Source organism: Brevibacterium sp. BDJS002, assembly GCF_028201555.1.
GTDB classification, from domain to species: Bacteria; Actinomycetota; Actinomycetes; order Actinomycetales; family Brevibacteriaceae; genus Brevibacterium; species Brevibacterium aurantiacum.
Genome location: NZ_CP116392.1, coordinates 2509064 through 2531585, shown reverse-complemented (window position 1 = coordinate 2531585; position 22522 = coordinate 2509064). Strand labels below are relative to the sequence as shown.

The window sequence follows — 22522 nt, the reverse complement described above, 5'->3', positions numbered from 1 at the left end:
GCGCTTCGGCGCGCGGCCGCTTGCGGTTCGGAGGGGAAGCCGAACCGTCAAGCGGCCCTTTAATTTCTCCGTGAGACTTGCTCCACGACGACAGAGGGCGCATCGGGAATGATTCCGATGCGCCCTCTGTTCGTCTTCTCTCAGGCGTGCTGAGAGACCGGGAGGTCAGCCTGCCTCAGTCTGCGATGAGCTCTGACAGCTCGGTCGGGGCAGAAGCCAAGATCCGCAGCCTATCCGTCGTACGGGTCAACGACACATAGAGCGCTCCGACCCCGTCTTCGTGCCCCTCGGGAGCGATCAGACCGGGTTCGACGATGACCACGGAATCGAATTCCAGGCCCTTCGCCTGCTGAGCGGTGATGACCGCGATCTGATGGTCGAGGCCGGTGACTGAACGGCCGATGTCGAAGCCGGCCAGCACCTCGGCGACGGAATCGATGAGATCGCGCGCAGCGATCACGGCGATCTTGCCGCCGCCGACGGTCTCGACCTCATCCCTGACAGTGGGAACGAGTGCCGCGAGTGTCTCCTGCGTCGAGGAGAACGAGTCCATTCGTGGGTCGGGACCGCCCTGGCGAACCGATTCGACGAGTTCGAGCTGCGGGAAATGGCGATGCAGGTAGCGGTTAGCCAGGTCCATGACCGACTGCGGAGTTCGGTAGGAGACGGTGAGCACCTGCAGGCTGTAGCGATCGCCGACGAACTCGGACAGGATGGAATTCCAAGTCCGGGTGTTGTCCACGTGCGAGGACTGAGCCAGGTCACCCACGACGGTCGCGGACTTCGACGGAACTCGACGGAAGAGCACCCGCCACTGCATGGGGGAGAGTTCCTGAGCCTCGTCGACGACGAGGTGGCCGTAGGTCCATTCGCGATCGTCGAGCGCACGCTCGGCCAACGTGACTGTCGGGCCTTCCTCCTCCCATCGGGCAGCCAGTGTCTCCGCATCGATGAGAGCCGAGGTGTCCGTCATGTCGAGGACCGCCTCGGCGTATTCCCGAGCCGATTCATCGCGCGCGGCAGTCTGCTGCGGGCTGCTGCCGAGCAGCTCCGCGAGCTCGTCGAGGAGAGGAACGTCCTCGATGGTCAGCTCTGCGTTCGCAGGGCGGATCAGTCTCTGCTGGTCTTCGGGGGACAGCAGTCGCTCGGCGGCGGCCTGCAGCTTGTGCGGCTTGGACAGCAACGCACGCAGAGCCGCAGCGGGACTGATGGGGAACCAGGCGAGATTGAGAGCCCGGCGCACGTCCACGCTCGAACGCAGTTCGTCCATCAGCTCCGGCAGTCGCTCACCTGCACCGTCGAGGCCCATCTGCCGTGCCAGATCCTCTGCGAGGGTCTTGAGCAGACCGGAGACGAAGCCGTTGCGGGCGGCATTGTGAGCGTCCCCGCTGCGACGGGCTCGATCGCGGGCCCCGCGCACGTCGCGGCGACGCAGCCAGATGGTGTGCGAGCCGACTCGCAGCTCTTCGTCCTGCTCGGGGATCCGCTCGTAGTTGGCGATGTGATTCCTCAGCACCGTGGCCATCTCGGATCGCCCCTTGATCACCGCGACATCCGTGTCATCGCTCAGCTCGGTCTCGAGACCGGGGTAGAGCTGTCCGGGGGTGAGCAGAAGGGCACCCGTTTCGCCGAGGCTGGGCAGGACCTTCTCGATGTACTTGAGGAACACCGCCGAGGGGCCGACCAGCAGCACACCCGATTTCGCGATGCGCTCCCGGTGACGGTAGAGGAGGAAGGCCGCACGGTGGAGTGCCACCGCCGTCTTCCCTGTTCCCGGTCCGCCTTGGACGACGAGCACACCCTGCAGCGGCTGGCGGATGATGGCGTCCTGCTCGGCCTGAATGGTTGCGACGATATCGCCCATGCGACCGGTGCGGTGATTGGTCAGGGCCGCGATCAGCGCGCCCTCGCCCTGCAGATTCGACCGTTCATCATCATCGAGGGCCTCGATGTCGAGCACATCGTCCTCGAGGTCGGTGACCGTGCGGTTCTTCGTCACCAGATGGCGACGCCGGATGACACCGGCCGGATTGGCAGCAGTCGACTGGTAGAAGCGCTCCGAGGCCGGAGCACGCCAGTCGATGAGGATCTGCTGACGGTTGGCGTCGGTGAGCCCGATCCGTCCGATATAGCTGGGCTCCGCGTCCGATCTGAGATCGAGACGGCCGAAGCACAGGCCGTCCTCAGCGCTGTTGAGGCGGATCAGCTGGTCCTCATACAGAGTTGCGAACGCATCGCGCTCACTCCGGTGCTGATGATTGCCGCCGACCTCGGAGATCCTCACCTTGCCCAGTCGGGCCGTGGCCTCATCTCGCAATTCGTCGAGTCGTGCATAGAGCTCGTCAAGCTTGACCTGCTCGACGCGTATTTCTGAAGTCTCGGTCATCTCACCTTCCCAATCGGCATTCCATTATGCCGAACTTTTCCCACCGGGAGTAGTTGGAAGCACTGAAACAATGCTGGTGTGTTCCGTCACAGGCCCAGCCGCGACTTCAGACTGTGCCCGGAAAGGAACGTCGCCATGGTCGCGGCGGTCCGCAGACTCCTGTCGAGTTCGGGCACTTCCAGTGGAGAAGCCGAAGCGATGACGACCACATTGCCGCGTCGACGGCCCTTGAGAATCCCCGGTTCGGCGGCCGCAGCAACGTGGTCGAAGGCAGAGTACAGCAGCTCAAGCTCGGCCCGGAGGACCCGATGGTCGCCGGAGTCGGGGACGTTGGCGATATAGACCCCCGTGTCCTTGAGGATTCGTGCGCTGGTGGTGAAGAACTCCGAAGTCTGCAGCGTCGGGGGCACAGAGTCGTGATCGAAGGCATCACGGATGAGCACATCAAGGGTGTCGGGCCGGAACTTCTCAACTTCGAGGGCACCGTCGCCGGCGCGCAGTGCAAGCGCGGGGGAGCGCGGCAGATCAAACCAGTCGCGCGAATAGTCGAGGAGAACCGGGTCGATGTCGATTGCCGTCTGCTTCGACCCCGGGCGCTGTGCATGGAGGGCACGAGCGAGGGCGCATCCGGCGGCCCCGATGTGGACCGCTCGCAGCGGTCCCGGTGCGAACTGGACGTCGATGATCCGCGACATCCAATCCAGATATTCGAAGTCCAGACGAGTCGGCTCACTCAGAGTGATCGACGAAGACGGCACACCGTTGACATGAAGGACGTAGCTGTCGACCTCACCGTCGACCTTCTCCAGCCGCGCAGTGCCGGTCGAGATATCGACGACTTGTGAGCCGGGTGCTGTGTATATCCGTCGTTTCGCCACCCCTCACTTGTATGCCAGATGTGCCTCGGTGGCAATTCCGGGTGTCACAGCGTGGGGACAGCGGACCGGACTCATGTGCTCTCGGCCTGTGGATGCTTCGAGCGAATCCACAGGCATCTGATCAACCCTGGTCATTCCGGCAGAGGAGAAGCTGAAGTGATCCCATGCAGACGACAGCGAAGACAGCAGAAGACATCATCGGAATCGTGCCCCATACGCTCGGCTACATTCCACGCGAGAGCCTTGTGGCCATCATCGTGGGAACCGACGAAGACGGCGGTCAGTCATGTGCCACGACGCTGCGCGTCGACTTCGACCTGGAGACGGCCGCGCACATCGTTGCCGAGGGCGGGCAGTGGTACAGCGATCTCATCGCCGGAGCCTGCGCCGCCTCGGGAGTGTTCCTGGCCCTCTACGACTCGGAATATCAGCGCGATCTGCCCGGGGCAGGGCGGAGGCCGGACACAGATCCTGCGCAAGGCGGGGACAACGGCGACGAGTACTCATACGTTCGCCGGGATCTCATTCGGGCCGCCATCGACGAGATTGCCATGGCGCTGGGGGACCGAGGCATCGACACTCTGGGCGCGTGGTGGGTGAGTGAGGAGAGATTCGGTCGCATCGATGGCGATGGGCTGACCAGCACCCTGCTTGAGGCCGCAGCGACCTCGGCCTGCGCCACCGAACTCATCGCCGGCGGCTCAGCGCCCGCGGCATCAGCGAAGGAGCTCGTGGCCAGGCCCGTTTCAGCAGCGGAGTTCCAAGACAGCCGCAGAGACTGCGCAGACACCCGGCTGACCATCGGCGAGGGTTTCGACATCATCTCCGAGGTCTATCCGCGGCTGGTCCGCCTGAGCGAGGGAGACGACCCCATCGACCGAGCCGCCCTCACAGAGCTGATGACGCTGCAGACGGTCATGGCCATCGATGCGATTCTGGGGGAGAAGTGGTCTCGGGACGCACTCGAGATGATCCTCAGCTTCGACCACCCGAACTTCTCACGCTCTGATCTGAAGAAATGCGGTCCCGGGCAGCTGCACCGTCGCGCACAGCGATATGGAAGATCCCCGCAGGCTGCCCAGCACATGGTGGGCCTGTCCGATCGCGCTCCGAAGCCAAGCGATGTTCAGTTGGGCATCGAGTTCCTCGAGGCCTACATCCCTCTGGGCCACCCGGATGTCCGGGCCACCGCCTATGCTGTGATCGCATGGTTCGAATGGTCGTTGGGAGGGTCGACGATGGCAGAGCACTACGCCCAGGCCGGGCTTGACCTCGATGCTGATCATTCGATGGCTACACTGATCATCAACGCCGTTCAACATGGGTATCTCCCACGGTGGCTGATGCCGGTGCGTCGCGGCCCCGGATGAGGCCGTGACACACCCTCGACTCACCGTCCCGGGCTCAATTCGCAAAGCCGGGAATATCGTGCGAAAATTGGGTGTTGACCCTGTCATAGCATCATGGGCGAACTATGTGTTCCCCTCGGGCCCGATCCTCGGACCTCTTGACATGGGTCTTAGTAATGTCCTGGTGCATTCGAGAAGTTTCAACGCTCGCGAAAGGTGAACACGTGCCGAGAGTCGACAAGGAATCCACGACGGTGACGGAAAAGTCGGAGGAAACGGCCGCCAAGACCTCCACCGCTGGATCCAAGACCACTGCGGCGTCGAAGGGAGCCAAGAAGACGACGAAGACATCGGCTTCAGCGACCGCCGCGGCGACCGGGACCAAGCAGACCACCGCCGCCCGCAAGACGGCGACGGCCAAAACTGCTGCCACGAAATCGACGGCAGCCAAGGTGGCGAAGACCACCGGAGCAAAGACCACCGTGGCGAAGAAGACTGCTGCGAAGACCACCAAGGCCGGCGGCGCGAAGAAGAAGTCCGACGATGTGCTCGAAGCGGGCGAGACCGTCGAGCCGGCAACCGACACACTCGGAACCGAACAGAGCCCCGCCGAGGCGACTGAGACGAAGAACTCCGAAGAGAAGGAGAAGAACGCCGCGGTCACCGAAGCAGGCGGCTTCATCGTCTCCGATGCCGACGAAGAGGATGCGCCAGCACAGCAGGTCGTGTCTGCCGGCGCCACCGCTGACCCGGTCAAGGACTACCTCAAGCAGATCGGCAAGGTCGCACTGCTCAACGCGGCCGAAGAGGTCGATCTGGCCAAGCGCATCGAAGCCGGCATGTATGCCGAGCATCTGCTCGACGCCGGTGGCATCACCGAACCGCGCGAATCCATGGACTACAAGTGGATCATCCACGACGGCCGCATCGCGAAGAACCACCTCCTCGAGGCCAACCTGCGTCTCGTGGTCTCGCTGGCCAAGCGCTACACCGGTCGTGGAATGCTCTTCCTCGACCTGATCCAGGAAGGCAACCTGGGCCTCATTCGTGCAGTCGAGAAGTTCGACTACACGAAGGGATTCAAGTTCTCGACCTACGCCACGTGGTGGATTCGTCAGGCCATCACCCGCGCCATGGCCGATCAGGCTCGTACCATTCGCATTCCGGTGCACATGGTCGAGGTCATCAACAAGCTTGCTCGCGTCCAGCGCCAGATGCTGCAGGATCTCGGACGGGAACCAAGCCCAGAAGAGCTCGCCAAGGAACTTGACATGACACCTGAGCGTGTCGTGGAGGTTCAGAAGTACGGTCGCGAGCCGATCTCTCTGCACACTCCGCTCGGCGAAGACGGTGACTCTGAGTTCGGTGACCTCATCGAAGACTCCGAGGCCGTCGTCCCGTCGGACTCGGTCAGCTTCACGCTGCTGCAGGAACAGCTCCACTCGGTTCTCGACACCTTGTCCGAGCGTGAGGCCGGAGTCGTGTCGATGCGCTTCGGACTCAACGACGGCCAGCCGAAGACTTTAGACGAGATCGGCAAGGTCTACGGCGTCACGCGTGAGCGCATCCGCCAGATAGAGTCGAAGACCATGGCGAAGCTGCGGCACCCCTCACGCTCACAGGTTCTGCGCGATTACCTCGACTGAGTCGGCTGCCGACAGCCTGGGCTGCACTCTGGCTCTGAGCCGGTGACAACGATCGCCTGCGGACGCGAATTCTCGCGACCGCAGGCGATCTCTCTGTTCAGGGACGTCTCTCTTTGAGACGTCGTCTTGCCTTTCAGGGAGTCCTCTGGTCGCGATGAGGTTCAGTACCAGTCGACGATGCCGTCCATCAGAGCGTCAGCATATTTCTGCTGACCGGATTTCGATTCCATGGACTTGGCTTCGTCTGGGTTGCGCATCTCGCCGCACTCGACGATGACAGCAGGCACGGAGGCGTTGTTGAGCCCAGCCAGGTCCGGACGCCGACTGATCGCGTCCTTTCCATAGGCGCTGTTGGGTGTGAAGGGGCCGGAAAAAGCCTTGCTCATGGCATCGGCAAGACGGTTCGAGTCGTCCTCGACGGTATCCGAACTGCCTGGTTCGGCCACAATGACATGAAAGCCCTTTGTCGTGGACGATTCGCTTCCGTTGGCATGGATGCTGACCATGAGGTCGGCATCATCGGCGAACGTGCCGCGCTCATCGACGCAGGGGCCAACGCCATCATTGTCATCGCGACTCATCACCACCTTCGCTCCGGCGTCTTCGAGATCCTTCTCGAGCTTCTGAGCGACTCCCCAGTTGAAGTCGGTTTCGGGAAAGTCGGAGTTCGTCGAGGTACCTGTGGTGTTGCAGGCCTTGGTTCCACCGCGACCATCCGGCACCGGGCTCGCGATCTCGCTCGGGTGTGAGGCATTGCCTCCATTATGGCCGGGATCAATGGCGATTGTCCGTCCGCTGAGATCGACGGCAGGCTCCGTGGTCGGGGTCTTCTGTGTCTCAGCACTCGCAGAACGCTCCGTTCCCTCGGGTGCGGCCGAAGCGGAGGGGGCTGAGGTGGAGGCGGCCGCATCTTCCTGCGGCTCCGGTCCGCACGAGGTGAGGGTGGGAAAGGCGAGTGCTGCACACACCAGGGGGACTGCGAGGCTGCGACGTGGAGACATAGTGCCATTGTTCCAGCAAAGATGCTTTGCGCAGGAGGATTCGGCAGAATCGAAGCGAGACACGGCTCGCAATGGCCGGGACAGAGTCGACTGAGCGATTAGAATTTAATCGAACGAGAGGAAACGTGTGGAAGAGGAAAGTTACGGCGCCAGGCATCTGTCCGTCTTGTCGGGTCTCGAAGCGGTTCGCAAGCGTCCGGGCATGTACATCGGGACCACTGATTCCCGAGGGCTGATGCACTGCCTGTGGGAGATCATCGACAACGCTGTTGATGAGGCTCTGGGTGGTTTCGGCAAATCGATCCTCATCGAACTGGAACCAGATGGTTCGGTGGCTGTCACAGACAGCGGCCGTGGCATCCCCGTGGACATTGAGCCCAAGACCGGTTTGACCGGCGTCGAGGTTGTCCTGACCAAGCTCCACGCCGGAGGCAAGTTCGGCGGCAGCTCATATGCCGCATCCGGCGGCCTGCACGGAGTCGGCGCCTCAGTCGTCAATGCGCTCTCTGCTCGCCTCGATGTCGAAGTCACCCGAGGGTCGAAGGTTCACAAGATGTCCTTCCGTCGCGGAGTGCCGGGACGATTCGATGACTCGTCCGGTCAGCCGGGGCCAGACAATCCGTTCGAAGAATTCCACGAGCCGACCGGGCTCGACGTCGTCCGCAAGGCGAAGAAGGGAGTCACCGGAACCCGCGTCCAATACTGGGCCGATCCGCAGATCTTCCTGTCCAAAGCTCAGTTCGACTACCAGCATCTCGTCGAGCGCGCTCGTCAGACGGCATTCCTCGTCCCCGGTCTCGAGCTGCGGATCGAAGACCGCCGTGGAGTCGCACGTGACGAGACCGGTGAAGTCATCGCCGAACGACTCGAGGTCTTCCGCTTCGACGGCGGCATCACCGAATTCGTCGACCACCTGTCGATCGATCCGCCGATGACGGACACCTGGCGTCTGCAGGACACCGGGAAATTCAGTGAGACAGTTCCGGTGCTCGATTCCTCGGGCCATCTGGTCTCGAAGGAGGTTGAACGCGAGGTCGGTGTCGACATCGCTCTGCGGTGGGGGACCGGCTACGACACGAAGGTGAAGTCCTTCGTCAATGTTGTGTCCACTCCGCACGGCGGAACGCACTTGTCCGGCTTCGAACAGGCCAGTCTGAAAGCGATGCGCAAGGCCGTTGAAGCCAATGCCCGCAAGCTCAAACTGGGCAAGGACAAACTCGAAAAGGACGACGTCCTGGCTGGGCTGACCGCCGTGGTCACGGTGCAGTTGGCAGAACCTCAGTTCGAAGGACAGACCAAGGAAGTCCTGGGTACGGCTGCGGTGAGGCAGATCGTGGCGAAGACGGTCGAGAGGCAGCTGGGCGACATACTGTCCTCGACCAAACGCGCAGAGAAGCAGCAGGCGGCCGTCCTCATGGAGAAGGTCGTCGCCGAACTCAAATCGCGCATCTCGGCGCGCACGCACAAAGAGAATCAGCGTCGCAAGACGGCACTCGAGGCATCGTCTCTGCCTGCCAAGCTCTACGACTGCCGTGACAACGGGGTGGAGAACACGGAGCTGTTCATCGTCGAGGGTGACTCCGCGATGGGGACGGCGAAAGCTGCTCGCAACTCCGACCATCAGGCGCTGTTTCCGATCCGCGGCAAGATCCTCAACGTGCAGAAGGCATCTCTGTCTGACATGTTGGCCAATGTCGAATGTGCCGCTCTGATTCAGGTCATCGGGGCGGGGTCCGGCCGCAGCTTCGACATCGATGCCGCCCGCTACGGGCGTGTCATCATCATGACCGATGCCGACGTCGACGGTGCCCACATCCGTACCCTGCTGCTGACCCTGTTCTTCCGCTACATGAAGCCGCTGGTCGAACAGGGGCGAGTGTTCGCCGCCGTTCCACCGCTCCACCGCGTGGAAGTGGTCACGAAGCGAGGAACACCGAACGATGTCATCTACACCTACAGCGAGGCAGAGCTCCAAGCGCTGCTGAAGAAGCTGGAGAAGTCGAAGAAGACGTACAAGGAACCCATTCAGCGCTACAAGGGCCTCGGCGAGATGGATGCCGACCAGTTGGCGGAGACGACGATGGATCCGAGTATGCGCACACTGCGTCGGGTCACAATGGCCGATGCCGAAGCGGCGGAGAACACCTTCGAGCTCCTGATGGGTTCCTCCGTTGGCCCGCGCAAGGAATTCATCGTCTCGGGGGCCGCTGTCCTCGACGCCGAGCGCATCGACAGCTGAACCGAACGAGGTGGGGCCCCGCCAGCTGAACTACGGTGTTCAGCTAGGCGGCGCTCCCGTCCAGCTCAGATTCCGGCGGCGATCGGAGCGAAGAGCAGCAGACTGGGGACGAGCAGCAGTCCCAGTGCGACGAGGCTCGACGTCACACGCACCGGGATCCGCGCAGGGTCCAGCGGACGCGAAAGTCGGTCGATTCTCTGAACCGAAAGGTCGCTGCGGTGTTCCGGGCTGATGCCTGCTGCTTCACACACCGCTTGGGCCAGAATCGCAGGATCGACATGTTCACGCGCCTGGTCATCGGCCATGAGTTCAATCTGACCATTGATGGAGTTGAGTCCGATCGCGGTGGCCGAGAAGAACGGCAGGGCGCGATGCCATGCGGCAAAGGGAATGACCAGCACGTCGTGGCGAAAATCCAGGTGGGCTCGCTCGTGGGCGATGACAGCAGTGCGCTCGTCCTCGCTGAGGACTTCGAGCAGACCGGTGGAGAGAACCGCAGTGCCTTTGCGCGGTCCCTGCGGCAGACAATAGGCCACAACCTCGTCGGTCGTGATGATCCGCGTATCCGGGTACGTGGCAGACGGTTCGCTGAGCAGATGCAGGATCTCATCATGACGAACGCGAGTCTTGCGCGCTGAGTAGAACGTCAGCGCCAGACAGCCCAGCAGGCGCGCGATGAGCGCCACCGCGATGATGAGGAAGATCCAGCCGAAGACCGTGAGGGTGGTGTGCGACTCTCCTCTGGCGAGCTGCCACAGTCCCTCAGGCAGGCTGCGCGAGTCCGGAGCCACGGCGAAGGCCAAAGCCGTACCGATAAGTGAGAGGCCACCGGAAAGGCCCACGGCCTGCCACAGAATGACTTTCGAGATAGGGTCTCCGCGAAAACGAGACAGCGCAGCCGGGACCGGCCACGCTAAGAGAAATGCAAGTACCGCGAGGACGGATCCCACGATGCTCATGCTCGGGAACTACCTGCTTCAGGAGTTGGTTGAGTGATTGCGTCCCAGCAGATTGCGCAGAGCCTTCGTATCGGCCTCCGACACAGTGCCCAGGAAGCGGGCGAGAACGGCCTGGCGATCAGGTGCCTGTGACAGAACTTCGGTCATCAGCTCTGCGACATGGTCTTCGCGTGTTGACACCGCGAGGTAGCGGTGCGGGCGGATGCTGCGATCGCGAGTGACGAAGCCCTTCTTCTCCAGTCGAGTGAGGACGGTGTGGATGGTGGTCAGTGCCAGATCGCGTGCTGCCAGCACGTCGCGGAGTTCGGCCGCGCTCAACCCATCATCATGTACCCAGATGGCGTCCATGACGCTGCGTTCGAGTTCGCCCAGTGTTCCCACGGTGTCCTTGTCCTTCGAGGTGATGGTTCTTGTTGCCACTTCAGTCTAACTCTACAAGCTGTCGAATTCCATGTGAGATCGACCGCAATTCGCTTCGTCGCCGCTGCTGGTGCGCTATTCGGTCGAATCGGGGTCGTACGCAAACCTCGGCGAAGTAGGGTGAGCGCAAACGGGCAGTGACGCGCGTTCTGGGACGGAGGATCTTAGATGGCGAAATATTGCCGCAATATCTTCTACGCGTTGTAGAATTCTACGTGTTGTAGAAATCTGGTCTTCCACGAACGGAGTACCCATGGACCTGGATCCGGTTCTCATCGGGCGCTGGCAATTCGGCATCACCACTGTCTATCACTTCTGGATGGTCCCACTCACTCTCGGCCTCGGCATGCTGGTCGCGATTCTGCAGACCATGTACCACCGCACGGGCAATGAGGTGTACCTGCGCAGCACCAAGTTCTTCGGGAAGCTCTTCCTCATCAACTTCATCATGGGTGTGGCGACCGGCCTGGTCCAAGAGTTTCAGTTCGGTATGGCTTGGAGTGAGTATTCCCGTTTCGTCGGGGACGTCTTCGGTGCGCCGCTGGCGCTGGAGGCGCTGCTCGCGTTCTTCCTGGAGTCGACATTCCTCGGACTCTGGATCTTCGGCTGGGGCAGACTCCCTCGTGCTGTCCATTTGGGCAGCCTCTGGTGCGCGGTCATCGGGTCATGGATCTCCGCCTACTTCATCATCGTCGCGAACTCGTGGATGCAGCATCCGGTCGGCGTCGAGATGGTCGACGGTGCACCGGTGATGACCGATGTCTGGGCGGTGCTGACGAACAACACGGCGATCGCAGCCTACACGCACGCGCTGTGCGGGGCGCTGGCTGTCGGTGGCAGCTTCCTGCTCGGAATCTCCTGGTATCACCTGTACCGCCGGCGCAAGGACGGTATTGACACCATCGGACCCGACGGAAAGGTCGTCGTCGGCTCCGCGCCCGATGTGCCCGGACGTGATGCCATCGACCACCAGGTCTGGATCCGTTCTCTGCGGATCGGCGCGGTCGTCGGCATCGTCGCCTTCGCCGGTGTGGCGATCACCGGCGACATCCAGTCAAAGCTCATGTTCGAACAACAGCCCATGAAGATGGCCTCGGCCGAGGCCGCCTGCCACGATGGAACAGAGTTCTCCGTGCTCACGATCGGAGACCCCTCCTCGAACGACTGTGATGGCGTTGAGAACGTGTTCGAGATCCCCGGTCTGTTGTCTTTCCTCGCCAACGGCGATTTCAACACTCCGGTCCGCGGTGTGACTAGTCTGCTTCCTGACTACCAGGAGAAGTACGGCACCCATCTGCCCGAGGACGAGCGCTACGGCCAGCACTCCGGCGAGAAGATCGACTACCAGCCCATCATGATCGTCACCTACTGGGGCTTTCGACTCATGATCGGATTCGGCATGATCGCAGCGGGAGTCAGCGCTCTGGCGCTGTGGCTGACGCGCAAGGGCACCGTCCCCGCCTCGGCCTGGCTGATGCGCGGGGCGCTCCTGTCCATCACAGCGCCTTTCATTGCGAACTCCGCTGGCTGGATCTTCACGGAGATGGGACGTCAGCCGTTCGTGGTCGCGCCGAATCCCGCACGACAGGACGCTGTGTACATGTTCACCCAGGCAGCGCTGTCGCCCCAACTCACGCCGGCGATGCTGCTGTTCTCCTTGATCAGCCTCAGCTCGTCTACGGGATTCTCATGGTCGTCGAACTGCGGCTGCTCATCGTCTACATCAGGGGAGGGGTCGCCTCGGCGATGCCCGAGGTGACCAAGACCAACCACACCCCGCGGATCACGAACGACGAAGACGACGTCCTGTCGTTCGCGTACTGAGGAGAAGACACGATGGAAATTCTCGCCACGATCTGGTTCGTCCTCATCATCGTCCTGTGGATGGGGTACCTGTTCCTCGACGGCTTCGACCTCGGCGTCGGGATGCTCATGCCGGTGCTGAGCCGTACCGAACGGCAGAAGCGGGTGCTGCTCAACACGATCGGGCCGACATGGGACGGCAACGAAGTGTGGCTGGTCACCGCGGCCGGGGCCACATTCGCAGCCTTCCCACATTGGTATGCCTCACTGTTCAGCGCCCTCTACATACCGCTGACGCTGTGCCTGCTGGCATTGATCTTCCGCGCCGTCGCCATCGAATATCGCGGCAAGGGGCACAGTCAGGCATGGAAGTCCTTCTGGACCTGGGCGATGGCCGTGGGATCGGCTGGAATCGCGTTCTTCATCGGTGCCATGCTCGCCATCACCTCCAGCGGGCTGCCGCTGAATGACAACGGTGACATCGTCGGCGGAGCCTTCGCCTGGATGGGATGGCCCGCGGTCCTGGGCGGCCTGGGAGGGGTCGGCTTCGCCCTCGTCCACGGTCTGATCTTCCTGGGGCTCAAGACTCAGGGCGACATCCGAGAGAAGGCTCAGCGGTGGGCGCGGAGACTGATGCTGCCGGGGTCGATCGGCTTCCTCATCTGGTTCGGGCTCTCCATCACCGCACGTCCGTGGCTCATTGCCTTAGTCGTCGTCGCCGTGATCGCGCTGGTGGCAGCGTACCTCGCGGTGCGTTCCGGGGCAGAGAAGCGAGCCTTCGCCCTCCACGGGAGCTACCTCGTGGCGGGACTGGCCGCAGTGTTCGCCGGGGCCTATCCCAATGTCCTGCCCTCAACACTGGACTCGGCGAACTCGCTGACGATCGCCTCGGCCTCGTCATCGGACTACACCCTCACGGTGATGCTGGTCGTGACCGCCGTCTTCCTGCCGATCATCATCGCCTACCAGATCTTCAGCTACCGCATGTTCCTGGGACGGATCGCCGAGACCCACATCCCGGAGGCACACCGCGTTCCGGTCGCGATCAGATCATGAGCTCGCCACTGCGGATCCTGCTCGATCTGCCGGGTGGCCGGCGGGGACTCTGCCTCTCCGTGTTCAGTGCACTGGCGCGTGCCGTCGGCAGCGTGCTCATCGCCGAGGCTCTGGTGCGTTTGATCATCGGCACGAGCCCTGTCGCAGTCTGGGCAGTGCTGGGACTGCTGGGAGCGGCACTGCGCGGAGTGAACCTCTGGGCAGATCACAGCCTGGGCACGTCGCTGGCAGCGGTGAACAAACAGCGGCTGCGGTCCTCGATCCTCTCCTCGCTGCTGACCGGGCGCGGTCAGCCTCGCATGAACACGGCAGTCACCGTCACTCGTGGTATCGACGACCTCGACGACTACTTCACAACTGTGGTGCCGGCACTGGCCGCGGCGGCGGTGGTTCCCGTGACGCTGCTTGTGCGCATCGTCTTCACCGACGTCCTCTCGGCGGTCATCATCGCCCTGTGTCTGCCGCTGGTTCCGATCTTCATGATCCTCATCGGCCGCTTCACCGAGGAATCGACGGCGGCCAGCACCACGGCACTCGAGCGCCTGTCCGATCACCTCGCCGAGTTGGCCGAGGGCCTGCCCGTGCTCATCGGCCTGGGCCGATCCAGGGATCACGCGCGCACGCTGCGAGCCCTGGGGGAGAAGTACCACGGCGCCAACCTGGCAACGCTGCGCATCGCATTCCTTTCAAGCCTCGCCCTCGAACTCATCGCTACGATCTCCGTGGCCTTGGTCGCCGTCGTCATCGGCCTGCGACTGGTCTCGGGAACCATGGACCTGAGCTCCGGTCTCTTCGTCCTGCTCTTGGCACCCGAGTGCTTCACCCCTCTGCGTGAGCTGGGGGCCGGCTATCACGCCAGCGAAAACGGCCGTGAGGCACAAGCCCGGGCACATGCGCTGATCGAGAGCACCGAGAGCGAGCCACCAGAAGGACCAGACCGGGACAGTGCGACCAGTTCCGAGGCCCATGACGAGACGACGGAGGTCCGTCACCGGGTCGTGTACCCGAATCGGACGACGATCGAGTGGTCCGGTGATTTCCGGGAGTCTCCGGGCATCACCGCTGTTCGAGGGCCCTCAGGCGCGGGAAAATCGACGATTCTCTCGGCCCTGGCCGGCAACCTGCCCGCCCAGGCCCGCACCACAGTGGCACCTCGCCGAGTTGCGTTCGTCCCGCAGGCTCCACGATTCTTCGGCGCGACGATCGGGGCTGAACTCGATGTCTACGGTCTCCCACATGATCTGCAGACTGCCGCTCTGAGCCGTGCCCGACTGCCCGTGGACACGCACCTGTCGACCTCGGCACTGAGTCCAGGTCAGCTTCGTCGACTCGCCTTCGTCCGTGTCCAGCATCTGATCGACGATGATGCGACAGCCCTCGTCCTCGATGAGCCGACCGCCCACCTCGACGATGAGAACTCGGAGATCATCATCGGCATGATCGCCGAGGCGGCCACGCGTGTGCGTGTCATCCTGGCCAGCCATGACGACCGTGTCGTCGCACTGGCCGGGGACGAGATCGTGCCCAGCAGACCTAATGAACTCGGCAGTGCACTCCGCAACTCGGCGACTGCGCACACCCGTGCTCGGAGCGCAGATTCGGGCATGGTTGCCCAGCCTGCTTCTGCGAATGTGTCCGAGACAGCGTCTGCGGCGGGCGGGGAAGTTCCTGCCGTCCCGTCATCGGAGGATGGGACTCAGGGCACAGACACGGCGGCGGCGAACCGTGAGTTCGCAGCGGAAGAACCGCGGGCGAAGCTTCGCCGCCGTTGGTCGCTCCTGCGTTCGAGCATGCCTCTGTTCACACCGAATATGATCATCGCGCTACTCGCATCGTGTGCCTCGAGTCTGGCCGCGATCGCACTGACCGCGGTCTCCGCGTGGCTCATCGTCGAGGCCTCCTATCAGCCGCCCATCATGATTCTCCTCGTCGCCATCGTCGGGGTGCGATTCTTCGGGCTGAGCCGGTCCGTGCTGCTCTATCTCAGTCGCCTCAAACTGCACTCGGCGATATTCGCTTCCTTGGGCAGGCTGCGCTCCCGTCTGTGGGAGCACTTCGAAGCGGTCGGAATGGGGGACCGGAAGCTGCTGACCTCCGATGCCGCACTGCGCACCATGGTCTCCGATGCCGATGATGTTCGCGATCTGATTCCGCGGACGCTGTTCCCACCAATCGCCTCGGCGTTGGTCTTCATCGCGGTGCTCATCGCGGCCTGGGCCCTCGACCCGGCGTCGCTGCCGGTGTTCCTGATACTCGGCGGCCTCAACCTGATCCTGCTGCCGGCAGCCGTGATCAGGAGTGAGAGCGGTCTGGCCCGCGGCGTCCGAACTGCACGCAACCGGATCCTCTCTGTCCTGGCACGTGCGTTGAATGCCACAGCGGACCTGCGAACGAATCGCGGCGTGGGCACGGTTCTGACAGCACTGGGCCGCGAAGAGCAGGAACTGCGCCGTGTGCAGCGCCGCTCGTCCCACCACCTCGGCATCGCCCAACTCTGGCTGCAACTGAGCACGGTCGGGGCCGCGGTGCTCATCGCCTTGACCTCATCGGCACCGACCGAGATCCGGGCCGTCGTCGTTCTCATTGCGCTGGGGTGCGCGGATGTCTTCTCACAGTCGATGCTCGCATTCCGTGCGCTGCCGAGCCTCGGTGTCGTTCTCGACCGTCTCCCCGCAATGCCACCGGCCCAGTCGGAACGTTGTAGCTCAAACGAGAACGGCACGTGGGCGAGCAACGGGGGCGAGCGTGCTGCTGGCAGCTCCTTCACCGCCCTCAATTTGGAAAGCATGAGCGTCGGATGGGAAGCCGGCCCCGTCGTTGAAGACGTGGATCTGCGTGCTCGGACGGGGCAGTGGACGGTTCTCCACGGTGACAGCGGGACGGGCAAGTCAACGACACTGAGCGTGCTCCTGCGCTTCCTCGACCCGTGGACCGGCAGCTATCGTGCCGAAGACGAAGCAGGCCGCGAGACGGATGTGCTCAGCCTTGCACCGTCAGACCTCGCAGGGAGGATTGCGTGGTGTCCCCAGGAGGCGCACATCTTCCGGTCGACGGTGAGAGGTAATCTCGCGATCGCACGTTCGGGCACACCCACCACAGAGGAGATGTGTGAGGCTCTGACCCGCGCTGGCCTCGGCGAATGGGCAGATGCCGCTGGCCTGGACCTGTGGGTCGGCGATCACGGTGCTGACATCTCCGGCGGGCAGCGTCAGCGGCTGGCCGTGGCCAGGACGATCCTGAGCGGGGCCGAAGTGATCGTCCTCGACGAGCCGACGGCTCACCTCGACGATGAGATGGCTCATCGGCTGGTGGCTGATCTGCGGATGAGCCTGGACTCACACGCCGTTGTGATGGTCACTCACGATCGCAGTCTGATCGCTGAGGGCGATCGACTGGTCGAGTTGGGAGACGAACTCAGTCGCGCTTCGAGCCGAACATGATCTCGTCCCAGCTGGGAATGGATGCGCGGCTGTTCTTCTTCGACTTCGCCTTCGACTCAGGGTCCTTGTACTGATTCGAATCTTCGCTGACTCCAGGCTCATTGAGCAGAGACAGCTGGTTGTCGTCATCGAATCTGCCGACCTCCTGGGTCGGTTCCTGAGGTTCGTCCGGGTCCGGCCTCGAAGGACCTTCGAAGGCGAAGACCTCGTCATCGGTCGCGTCCTCCGGCCGACCCGGTGCGGTGTGCGCACCCTGTGGGTGGGTCTCGGGGTCCTCGGTGACGGCGCGGAGCCGACCTCGGGGTTCGTCCTCTTCCTCATGGCGACGCCGCTTGCGCAGATTCTCCAAGATCCGGCCGGTCTCGGCCTGGTGGTCGCGGGCGGCGGGAGAGGGCTCGGATGAAGCCGGAGGAGCGGGCGGAGTGTCGATCTCCTCGGTGTTCTTCTGTCGTTCGGCGCCGGTACCGTAGTTCGGGATGGGGCCCGTATCCGTCGGACCGGAATCTGCCAACCACTTCGCTTCGTCGTCGATGGGTGTCAGTGACCGGCGGTAGTAATTCCATCCGGCCGTGCGAGTCCGATCAGCGGCAGTGAAGCTGAGCTGGATGTACCAGTTGCCGTCCTGCTGCTTCCACGCATCCCAATCCATGGTCTCGATGTCGACGTCGCGCATCGCCAGACGGGTCTGGCACAGCTCCACCAGCGGAGTCGGGTCGCCATTGGGGTCATGATCGGAATAGATCGGATGCTGGCTGGCGGTGTACGCGGTGTGTGCGCGTTCGGCCAGGGCTGGTCGCTCGTAGGTGCGGACCTGTTCGATATCGGCACCTGTGGAAGCAATGACTTCCTCTGCGCTCATCCCGCCGCGGATCATCGCCTGGATGTCCCGGGGGCGCACAGGGGTCTCGGGCTTGACTGTGGTGCGGTCCTTGCGGACAGCGGCGTACAGAGCTTCGTCGAGAGCCAATCGATACTGCAGCCCGTTTTCGTCGTTCAGCAGCAGATGTGTGCCGTCGGCGTCGACTCCGTTCAAGATCAGTTCACGCATGCCTTAAGCTCCTTTATCGCGTCTCCCTGCATCGTGTCACGTTCGGCACCGCGTGTTGGGCAGATTTGCGCGCGAGTCGCGAAATGCCCACCGCGAACGGCCAGCGGGCCATCGGCAACAGTCAGCGCGCAATCGGCAACGGCCAGAGGGCTATCGGTCCATGAACCGATCTCTGGTCTGAACGGTGAGAGGAACTGACTCACTGTATGGACAACGGGGGCGGCATCTCTACTGGCTGTAAAATCAGTAACTGTGAATAAGACTGCACCCATTGACACTCTCGTCCTCATGTCTTTCGGGGGACCGGAGGCTCCAGAAGAAGTCGTCCCTTTCCTCAAAAACGTCACCGCCGGTCGCGGAATACCGGAGGAGCGACTCGAAGAAGTCGGTGAGCACTACTATGGCTTCGGCGGAAAGTCGCCGATCAACGATCAGAACAAGGCGCTCCTGCAGGCATTGCGCGAAGAGCTCGAACGCCGCGGAATTGATACTCCACTGATTTGGGGCAATCGCAACTGGGAGCCGTACCTGACAGACGAGGTCCGTGCCGAGGCAGAGGCAGGAAGAACACGTTTTCTGTCCATCGACACTTCGGCGTACTCGTCGTACTCATCGTGCCGTCAGTACCGGGAGGACTTCGCCAAGACGATCCAGGAACTGTCAGCCGAGGGCACGACAGTCACGATCGACAAGATCCGACAGTTCTACAACCACCCTGGGTATGCCCAGGCCTGCGCTCTGCTTCTGAAGGAGGGGCTGGTCGACTTTGCGAAGCAGGTCGGGGCTCTAGATGCTGGGAAGCATCGGATACTGTTCGTCACGCATTCCATTCCCAACGTCATGCAGGACGCTTCTGCGGTGGCGACGAGCGGCTACCAGGCGCAGCACGAAGAGCTGATGGCCCACCTCCTCGAGGGACTCTCGGAATCCGAAGCACTTCCGGCGGAGCTGGTGTACTGCTCTCGTTCGGGATCCCCAGAGGTCCCGTGGCTCGAACCCGATGTCAATGATCGGATGAGGGAGCTTTCCGAAGACGGGGTCACCGGCGTCGTCCTCGTGCCGATCGGCTTCATCTCCGATCACATGGAAGTTGCCTTCGACCTCGACACCGAAGCGAAGGAGACTGCTGCCGAACTCGACTTCGCATTCACCCGCGTTGCGACAGTCGGAACTCATCCCCTGTTCGTCTCCGGGCTCGTCGACCTCGTCGAGGAGAGAATCGCACAGCTTCGCGGTGAGCAGACAGCTGCCCCTGTCATTGCCGGTTCCACAGCGCTGACTCCCGGCAGCGGCGCGTGCAGCATCGAATGCTGCCGAGGACGCATCGAACGAGCGACCGAACCCAACTGGCCAGCCTGAGCTCAAGCGTCCCGAGCGCTCTTCGGGAACCAGAGCGCTCTTCAGACAACAGAAATCCCTCCTCTGCCAGTTGCGCAGGGGAGGGATTCTCGGTGTCAGTCTTCTCCGGGAGTCAGGACTCTTCAGGTGCGGGAATGACCGGAATCGCTCCGGTCTCTGCTGTGATGACCGCCGCGATCGGACCGGTGTCCACATCGTTGCGATCGGCTAATTCCAAGAGATTCTGCAGGTCGTCGATCAGGGTCTCGACGAGGTAGTCGTCCCCCGCAGACCGGGCTTCATGAATGCGATGACGGACATCGTCGATCCTGGTATCGAGTTGATTTGCGAATTCACTCATCGTGTATCCGTCCTTCCTCGGGCCGCCTCCCATACTTGGGGCGAACCCAGTTTCATTCACCGAAAAAATGCTATCGGCGCTATTCGACTTATGTATTCTCGCAGAGCTTTTCGAGAGTCGTATGTGCGAGCTGTCACGAAGCGACTCATCAGTGACGAGAATCACTGTGAACATGGACGATCTGATCTTGCCAACCGCAACCATACAGTGCACAATGCTGGGGACACGTTTGGCGAGAGGGGTTGAAAATCCTCTTCAGCACACCCGACAGAGAGCGATGAGCCATATGGCAACAGATTACGACGCACCTCGTAAGCAAGACGATGAAATCAAAAGCGATTCGATTGAACAGCTGAAGGCTTCACGCTCGCAGGCGCAGGCAAGCAAGATTGACGAAGACGAGACAGCAGTTGCCGAAGGGTTCGAACTTCCCGGCGCGGACCTGTCGAACGAAGAGCTCTCCGTTCGAGTGCTGCCCAAGCAGAATGACGAGTTCACCTGCATGGAATGCTTCCTGGTTCGCCATCGCTCGCAGCTGGCGAGCGAAGAGGGTGGAGTCCCGATCTGCACGGACTGCGCTGGCTGAAGCGACTGTCGAACGATACAAGAACGCGCCCTTGTCGGGGCGCGTTTCTGTGTCTCGGCCCGTTTCAGTCCCGGTGCGTCAGCTCCTCTGTCGAGGAAACTGCGCACCGCGTGAGTCTTCGGGCTGGCGTGAGTGTCAGGGCTTGAGGGCCGCGGCGAGCTCCATCGGACGTTTGCTCGAAACCAGCCAGTAGGGAGTCGGGTCGCTCTCATCGTGAATGTCGATCCGCACAGCGCACTTGGCCCAGGGACGCAGCATGAGGAATGCCCGAGCGTCGAGACCCGTTCCTCGGGCAGTCCGTGCATCTTCGGCGTCGTAGCCGGTGGCATCGGTGACGTATCGGCGATCGATATGCGCATCACCGACGAAGAGCTGTCGTTCGGTGACGATGATTGAGATCCCGAGCGAACGCAGCCACCACGCCAAGAGGACGAAGCTGATCACTGGAAGGATGATGGTGCCGGCCGTCCACACTGGGAGGACCATGAGTGCGGTCGAAGCCGCGGCGATCACGATGAGAATCCACATGCCGATGGAGGGACCGAGTTTCTCCGTGTAGACCACGCGTGTTTCGGGTTGAGTCGTTGTCATAAGGCCATTCTCCCATAACGGACTTTTTGGAAGCGCTCAGGCTTCGGCGTTAGAGTGCTTCTTTGTGGCAGAAATCCTGAAGATTGACCTCATACTGCTTGATGCAGGTATGGCTCCTCCCTCCTACGCGCACGCGACCGATGCGGGCGCCGACCTGTGCTCGGCGATCGACTTCGTCCTCGAACCGTTTGAACGGAAGGTCGTGCCCACTGGGATCGCGGTTGCCCTGCCAGTCGGCTGCGCAGGATTCGTCCATCCGCGATCGGGACTCTCGAGCAGACACGGAGTCACCGTAGTCAATGCTCCGGGCACGATCGACGCCGGCTATCGGGGTGAGATCAAGGTGCCGCTGATCAACCTCGATGCGCGGACGCCTCTGCGCGTCTCGCGCGGAGACCGCATCGCCCAGCTCGTCATCCAAGAAATCAAACAAGCAGACTTCACTCTGGTCGAATCGCTGGACGACAGCGATCGCGGGGCAGGGGGCTTCGGCTCCACAGGTGGAGTGCAATCAGGTCTGACCGAGAAAGAGGTGTGAACGACCATGGGACTGTTCTCCCGATTCTCCAAGAAATCCTCCGCTGAGAAGATCGACGACACCGTCGATGAGGAACACGACGTCGACGACGGTGTGACAGATGTCACCGATACCGAAGACTCAACCGAAGCCGATTCGGACGAGACCGACTCGAGCGTGTCTGCAGGCTCGACTTCTGACGAAGACTCTGATGGCCCGACAGACGACGAAGACGTCGACGAACTTGACGAGGAGGCCCTGCTCGAGAAGTCCGCTCCCTTCGACCGTTCCGAGAAGGGCCCGTTCGACGCCGCGGAGGAGTTCCCTGAGCTCAACCGGCTTGATTTGGGTGCTCTCAAGGTGCCGGTCGTCGACGGCATGCAGGTGCGCCTGGACACCGACGACGACTCCCAGCGGGTGCTGGCAGTGACACTCATCCATGAAGGCGGGGGAATCCAGCTGCAGGCCTTCGCGACCCCACGTTCGGAAGGACTGTGGAATACCGTTCGCAAACAGTTGGCGACCGGAGTGACCTCACAGGGCGGCGAAGCCTCGGAGCTGCACACCTCGCTGGGCAGGGAGCTTGCTGTCGAGGTTCCGGCCAAGACCGAAGACGGTCGCCCGGGCAAACGTGCCATGCGCTTCGCCGGAGTCGACGGTCCACGCTGGTTCGTCCGCGCGGTGTTCTCCGGCAAGGCCGTCACCGACGAAGAGATCCGATCCGAACTCAGCGCACTCTTCCGCGGCGTCGTCGTCGACAGAGGACATGAGGCGATGGCTCCGCGTGAGCTCATCGTGCTCACCGCGCCACAGGTCGACGGTGATTCTGAGACCAAGGATGAGGACAAGGACGAGTTCAACCCGTTCGAACGCGGTCCGGAAATCACTGAGGTCCGCTGAGTTC

17 protein-coding genes and 1 pseudogene are annotated in these 22522 nt (G+C 62.4%); 10 read left to right on the top strand and 8 right to left on the bottom strand.

The features are described 5' to 3' along the window. Nucleotides 1–175 precede the first annotated feature (175 nt). Together PGC08_RS11850 and PGC08_RS11845 are read right to left on the bottom strand one after the other, a co-directional pair. Nucleotides 176–2386 (bottom strand): HelD family protein, encoded by a 2211-nt coding sequence (locus PGC08_RS11850; protein ID WP_009884382.1) that lies wholly within the window; start codon nt 2384–2386, stop codon nt 176–178. Between the two features lie 86 nt (nt 2387–2472). Then, entirely contained in the window at nt 2473–3264 is a 792-nt protein-coding gene (locus PGC08_RS11845; protein ID WP_069600302.1) for a spermidine synthase, read from the bottom strand. A 164-nt stretch (nt 3265–3428) separates the two neighbouring features. On the opposite strand from PGC08_RS11845, the gene PGC08_RS11840 reads away from it, so the two are divergent. Together PGC08_RS11840 and PGC08_RS11835 are read left to right on the top strand one after the other, a co-directional pair. Then, nucleotides 3429–4634 (top strand): DUF4192 family protein, encoded by a 1206-nt coding sequence (locus PGC08_RS11840; RefSeq protein ID WP_069600301.1) that lies wholly within the window; start codon nt 3429–3431, stop codon nt 4632–4634. Between the two features lie 203 nt (nt 4635–4837). Continuing rightward, a complete protein-coding gene (locus PGC08_RS11835) occupies nt 4838–6259 on the top strand; it encodes an RNA polymerase sigma factor (RefSeq protein WP_009884385.1) in 1422 nt (473 codons plus the stop codon). A gap of 161 nt (nt 6260–6420) precedes the next feature. On the opposite strand, the gene PGC08_RS11830 is transcribed toward PGC08_RS11835, so the two are convergent. Beyond that, complete coding sequence (locus PGC08_RS11830; RefSeq protein ID WP_069600300.1) at nt 6421–7260, bottom strand: N-acetylmuramoyl-L-alanine amidase; 840 nt, start codon at nt 7258–7260, stop codon at nt 6421–6423. Between the two features lie 127 nt (nt 7261–7387). Here PGC08_RS11830 and PGC08_RS11825 point away from each other — a divergent pair, with 127 nt between their 5' ends. After that, entirely contained in the window at nt 7388–9499 is a 2112-nt protein-coding gene (locus PGC08_RS11825) for a DNA gyrase/topoisomerase IV subunit B (RefSeq protein WP_069600299.1), read from the top strand. Between the two features lie 65 nt (nt 9500–9564). On the opposite strand, the gene PGC08_RS11820 is transcribed toward PGC08_RS11825, so the two are convergent. Then, nucleotides 9565–10458: a M56 family metallopeptidase gene (locus PGC08_RS11820; RefSeq protein WP_271708465.1), complete on the bottom strand. Its 894-nt coding sequence runs from the start codon at nt 10456–10458 to the stop codon at nt 9565–9567. Between the two features lie 18 nt (nt 10459–10476). Further along, on the bottom strand, nt 10477–10839 hold the full coding sequence (locus PGC08_RS11815; protein WP_271710067.1) for a BlaI/MecI/CopY family transcriptional regulator: 363 nt from the start codon (nt 10837–10839) through the stop codon (nt 10477–10479). Between the two features lie 298 nt (nt 10840–11137). On the opposite strand from PGC08_RS11815, the pseudogene PGC08_RS11810 reads away from it, so the two are divergent. From PGC08_RS11810 to cydC, 3 genes and pseudogenes are all read left to right on the top strand, one after another. Then, nucleotides 11138–12702, top strand: a pseudogene (locus PGC08_RS11810) (cytochrome ubiquinol oxidase subunit I). Nucleotides 12703–12714: 12 nt separating this feature from the next. Continuing rightward, a complete protein-coding gene (gene cydB / locus PGC08_RS11805; RefSeq protein WP_271708464.1) occupies nt 12715–13737 on the top strand; it encodes a cytochrome d ubiquinol oxidase subunit II in 1023 nt (340 codons plus the stop codon). Continuing rightward, nucleotides 13734–17177: a thiol reductant ABC exporter subunit CydC gene (gene cydC, locus PGC08_RS11800; protein ID WP_271708463.1), complete on the top strand. Its 3444-nt coding sequence runs from the start codon at nt 13734–13736 to the stop codon at nt 17175–17177. Before cydB ends, cydC begins: the two co-directional genes overlap by 4 nt. Here the strand turns inward: cydC and sepH are convergent. Continuing rightward, nucleotides 17152–18225: a septation protein SepH gene (sepH, locus tag PGC08_RS11795; protein ID WP_096145631.1), complete on the bottom strand. Its 1074-nt coding sequence runs from the start codon at nt 18223–18225 to the stop codon at nt 17152–17154. The genes cydC and sepH overlap by 26 nt on opposite strands. Before the next feature lie 252 nt (nt 18226–18477). On the opposite strand from sepH, the gene PGC08_RS11790 reads away from it, so the two are divergent. Beyond that, on the top strand, nt 18478–19584 hold the full coding sequence (locus PGC08_RS11790; RefSeq protein ID WP_009884394.1) for a ferrochelatase: 1107 nt from the start codon (nt 18478–18480) through the stop codon (nt 19582–19584). Between the two features lie 112 nt (nt 19585–19696). Here PGC08_RS11790 and PGC08_RS11785 read toward each other — a convergent pair whose 3' ends face one another. Next, the gene (locus tag PGC08_RS11785; protein WP_198396379.1) at nt 19697–19924 is read right to left on the bottom strand and encodes a hypothetical protein; all 228 of its coding nucleotides are present in this window, start codon (nt 19922–19924) and stop codon (nt 19697–19699) included. Between the two features lie 286 nt (nt 19925–20210). Between PGC08_RS11785 and PGC08_RS11780 the strand changes: the two genes are divergently transcribed. Further along, the gene (locus PGC08_RS11780) at nt 20211–20510 is read left to right on the top strand and encodes a DUF4193 domain-containing protein (RefSeq protein WP_092107696.1); all 300 of its coding nucleotides are present in this window, start codon (nt 20211–20213) and stop codon (nt 20508–20510) included. 135 nt (nt 20511–20645) lie between these two features. Here the strand turns inward: PGC08_RS11780 and PGC08_RS11775 are convergent, their stop codons facing one another. After that, a complete protein-coding gene (locus PGC08_RS11775; RefSeq protein ID WP_271708462.1) occupies nt 20646–21101 on the bottom strand; it encodes a DUF3093 domain-containing protein in 456 nt (151 codons plus the stop codon). A 64-nt stretch (nt 21102–21165) separates the two neighbouring features. Here PGC08_RS11775 and dut point away from each other — a divergent pair, with 64 nt between their 5' ends. Then, nucleotides 21166–21639 carry a dUTP diphosphatase gene (gene dut, locus PGC08_RS11770; RefSeq protein WP_271708461.1) on the top strand — a complete coding sequence of 158 codons (474 nt, stop codon included), beginning with the start codon at nt 21166–21168 and terminating at the stop codon, nt 21637–21639. A 6-nt stretch (nt 21640–21645) separates the two neighbouring features. Continuing rightward, on the top strand, nt 21646–22518 hold the full coding sequence (locus PGC08_RS11765) for a DUF3710 domain-containing protein (protein ID WP_271708460.1): 873 nt from the start codon (nt 21646–21648) through the stop codon (nt 22516–22518). Nucleotides 22519–22522: the final 4 nt, after the last annotated feature.

Excerpts from the sequence above, each read along its gene's own strand:
- PGC08_RS11850 (WP_009884382.1), bottom strand. The coding sequence starts at position 2,386 with ATGACCGAGACTTCAGAAATACGCGTCGAGCAGGTCAAGCTTGACGAG.
- PGC08_RS11840 (WP_069600301.1), top strand. The coding sequence starts at position 3,429 with ATGCAGACGACAGCGAAGACAGCAGAAGACATCATCGGAATCGTGCCC.
- PGC08_RS11830 (WP_069600300.1), bottom strand. The coding sequence starts at position 7,260 with ATGTCTCCACGTCGCAGCCTCGCAGTCCCCCTGGTGTGTGCAGCACTC.
- PGC08_RS11820 (WP_271708465.1), bottom strand. The coding sequence starts at position 10,458 with ATGAGCATCGTGGGATCCGTCCTCGCGGTACTTGCATTTCTCTTAGCG.
- cydB (WP_271708464.1), top strand. The coding sequence starts at position 12,715 with ATGGAAATTCTCGCCACGATCTGGTTCGTCCTCATCATCGTCCTGTGG.
- cydC (WP_271708463.1), top strand. The coding sequence starts at position 13,734 with ATGAGCTCGCCACTGCGGATCCTGCTCGATCTGCCGGGTGGCCGGCGG.
- sepH (WP_096145631.1), bottom strand. The coding sequence starts at position 18,225 with ATGCGTGAACTGATCTTGAACGGAGTCGACGCCGACGGCACACATCTG.
- PGC08_RS11785 (WP_198396379.1), bottom strand. The coding sequence starts at position 19,924 with ATGAGTGAATTCGCAAATCAACTCGATACCAGGATCGACGATGTCCGT.
- PGC08_RS11780 (WP_092107696.1), top strand. The coding sequence starts at position 20,211 with ATGGCAACAGATTACGACGCACCTCGTAAGCAAGACGATGAAATCAAA.
- PGC08_RS11775 (WP_271708462.1), bottom strand. The coding sequence starts at position 21,101 with ATGACAACGACTCAACCCGAAACACGCGTGGTCTACACGGAGAAACTC.
- PGC08_RS11765 (WP_271708460.1), top strand. The coding sequence starts at position 21,646 with ATGGGACTGTTCTCCCGATTCTCCAAGAAATCCTCCGCTGAGAAGATC.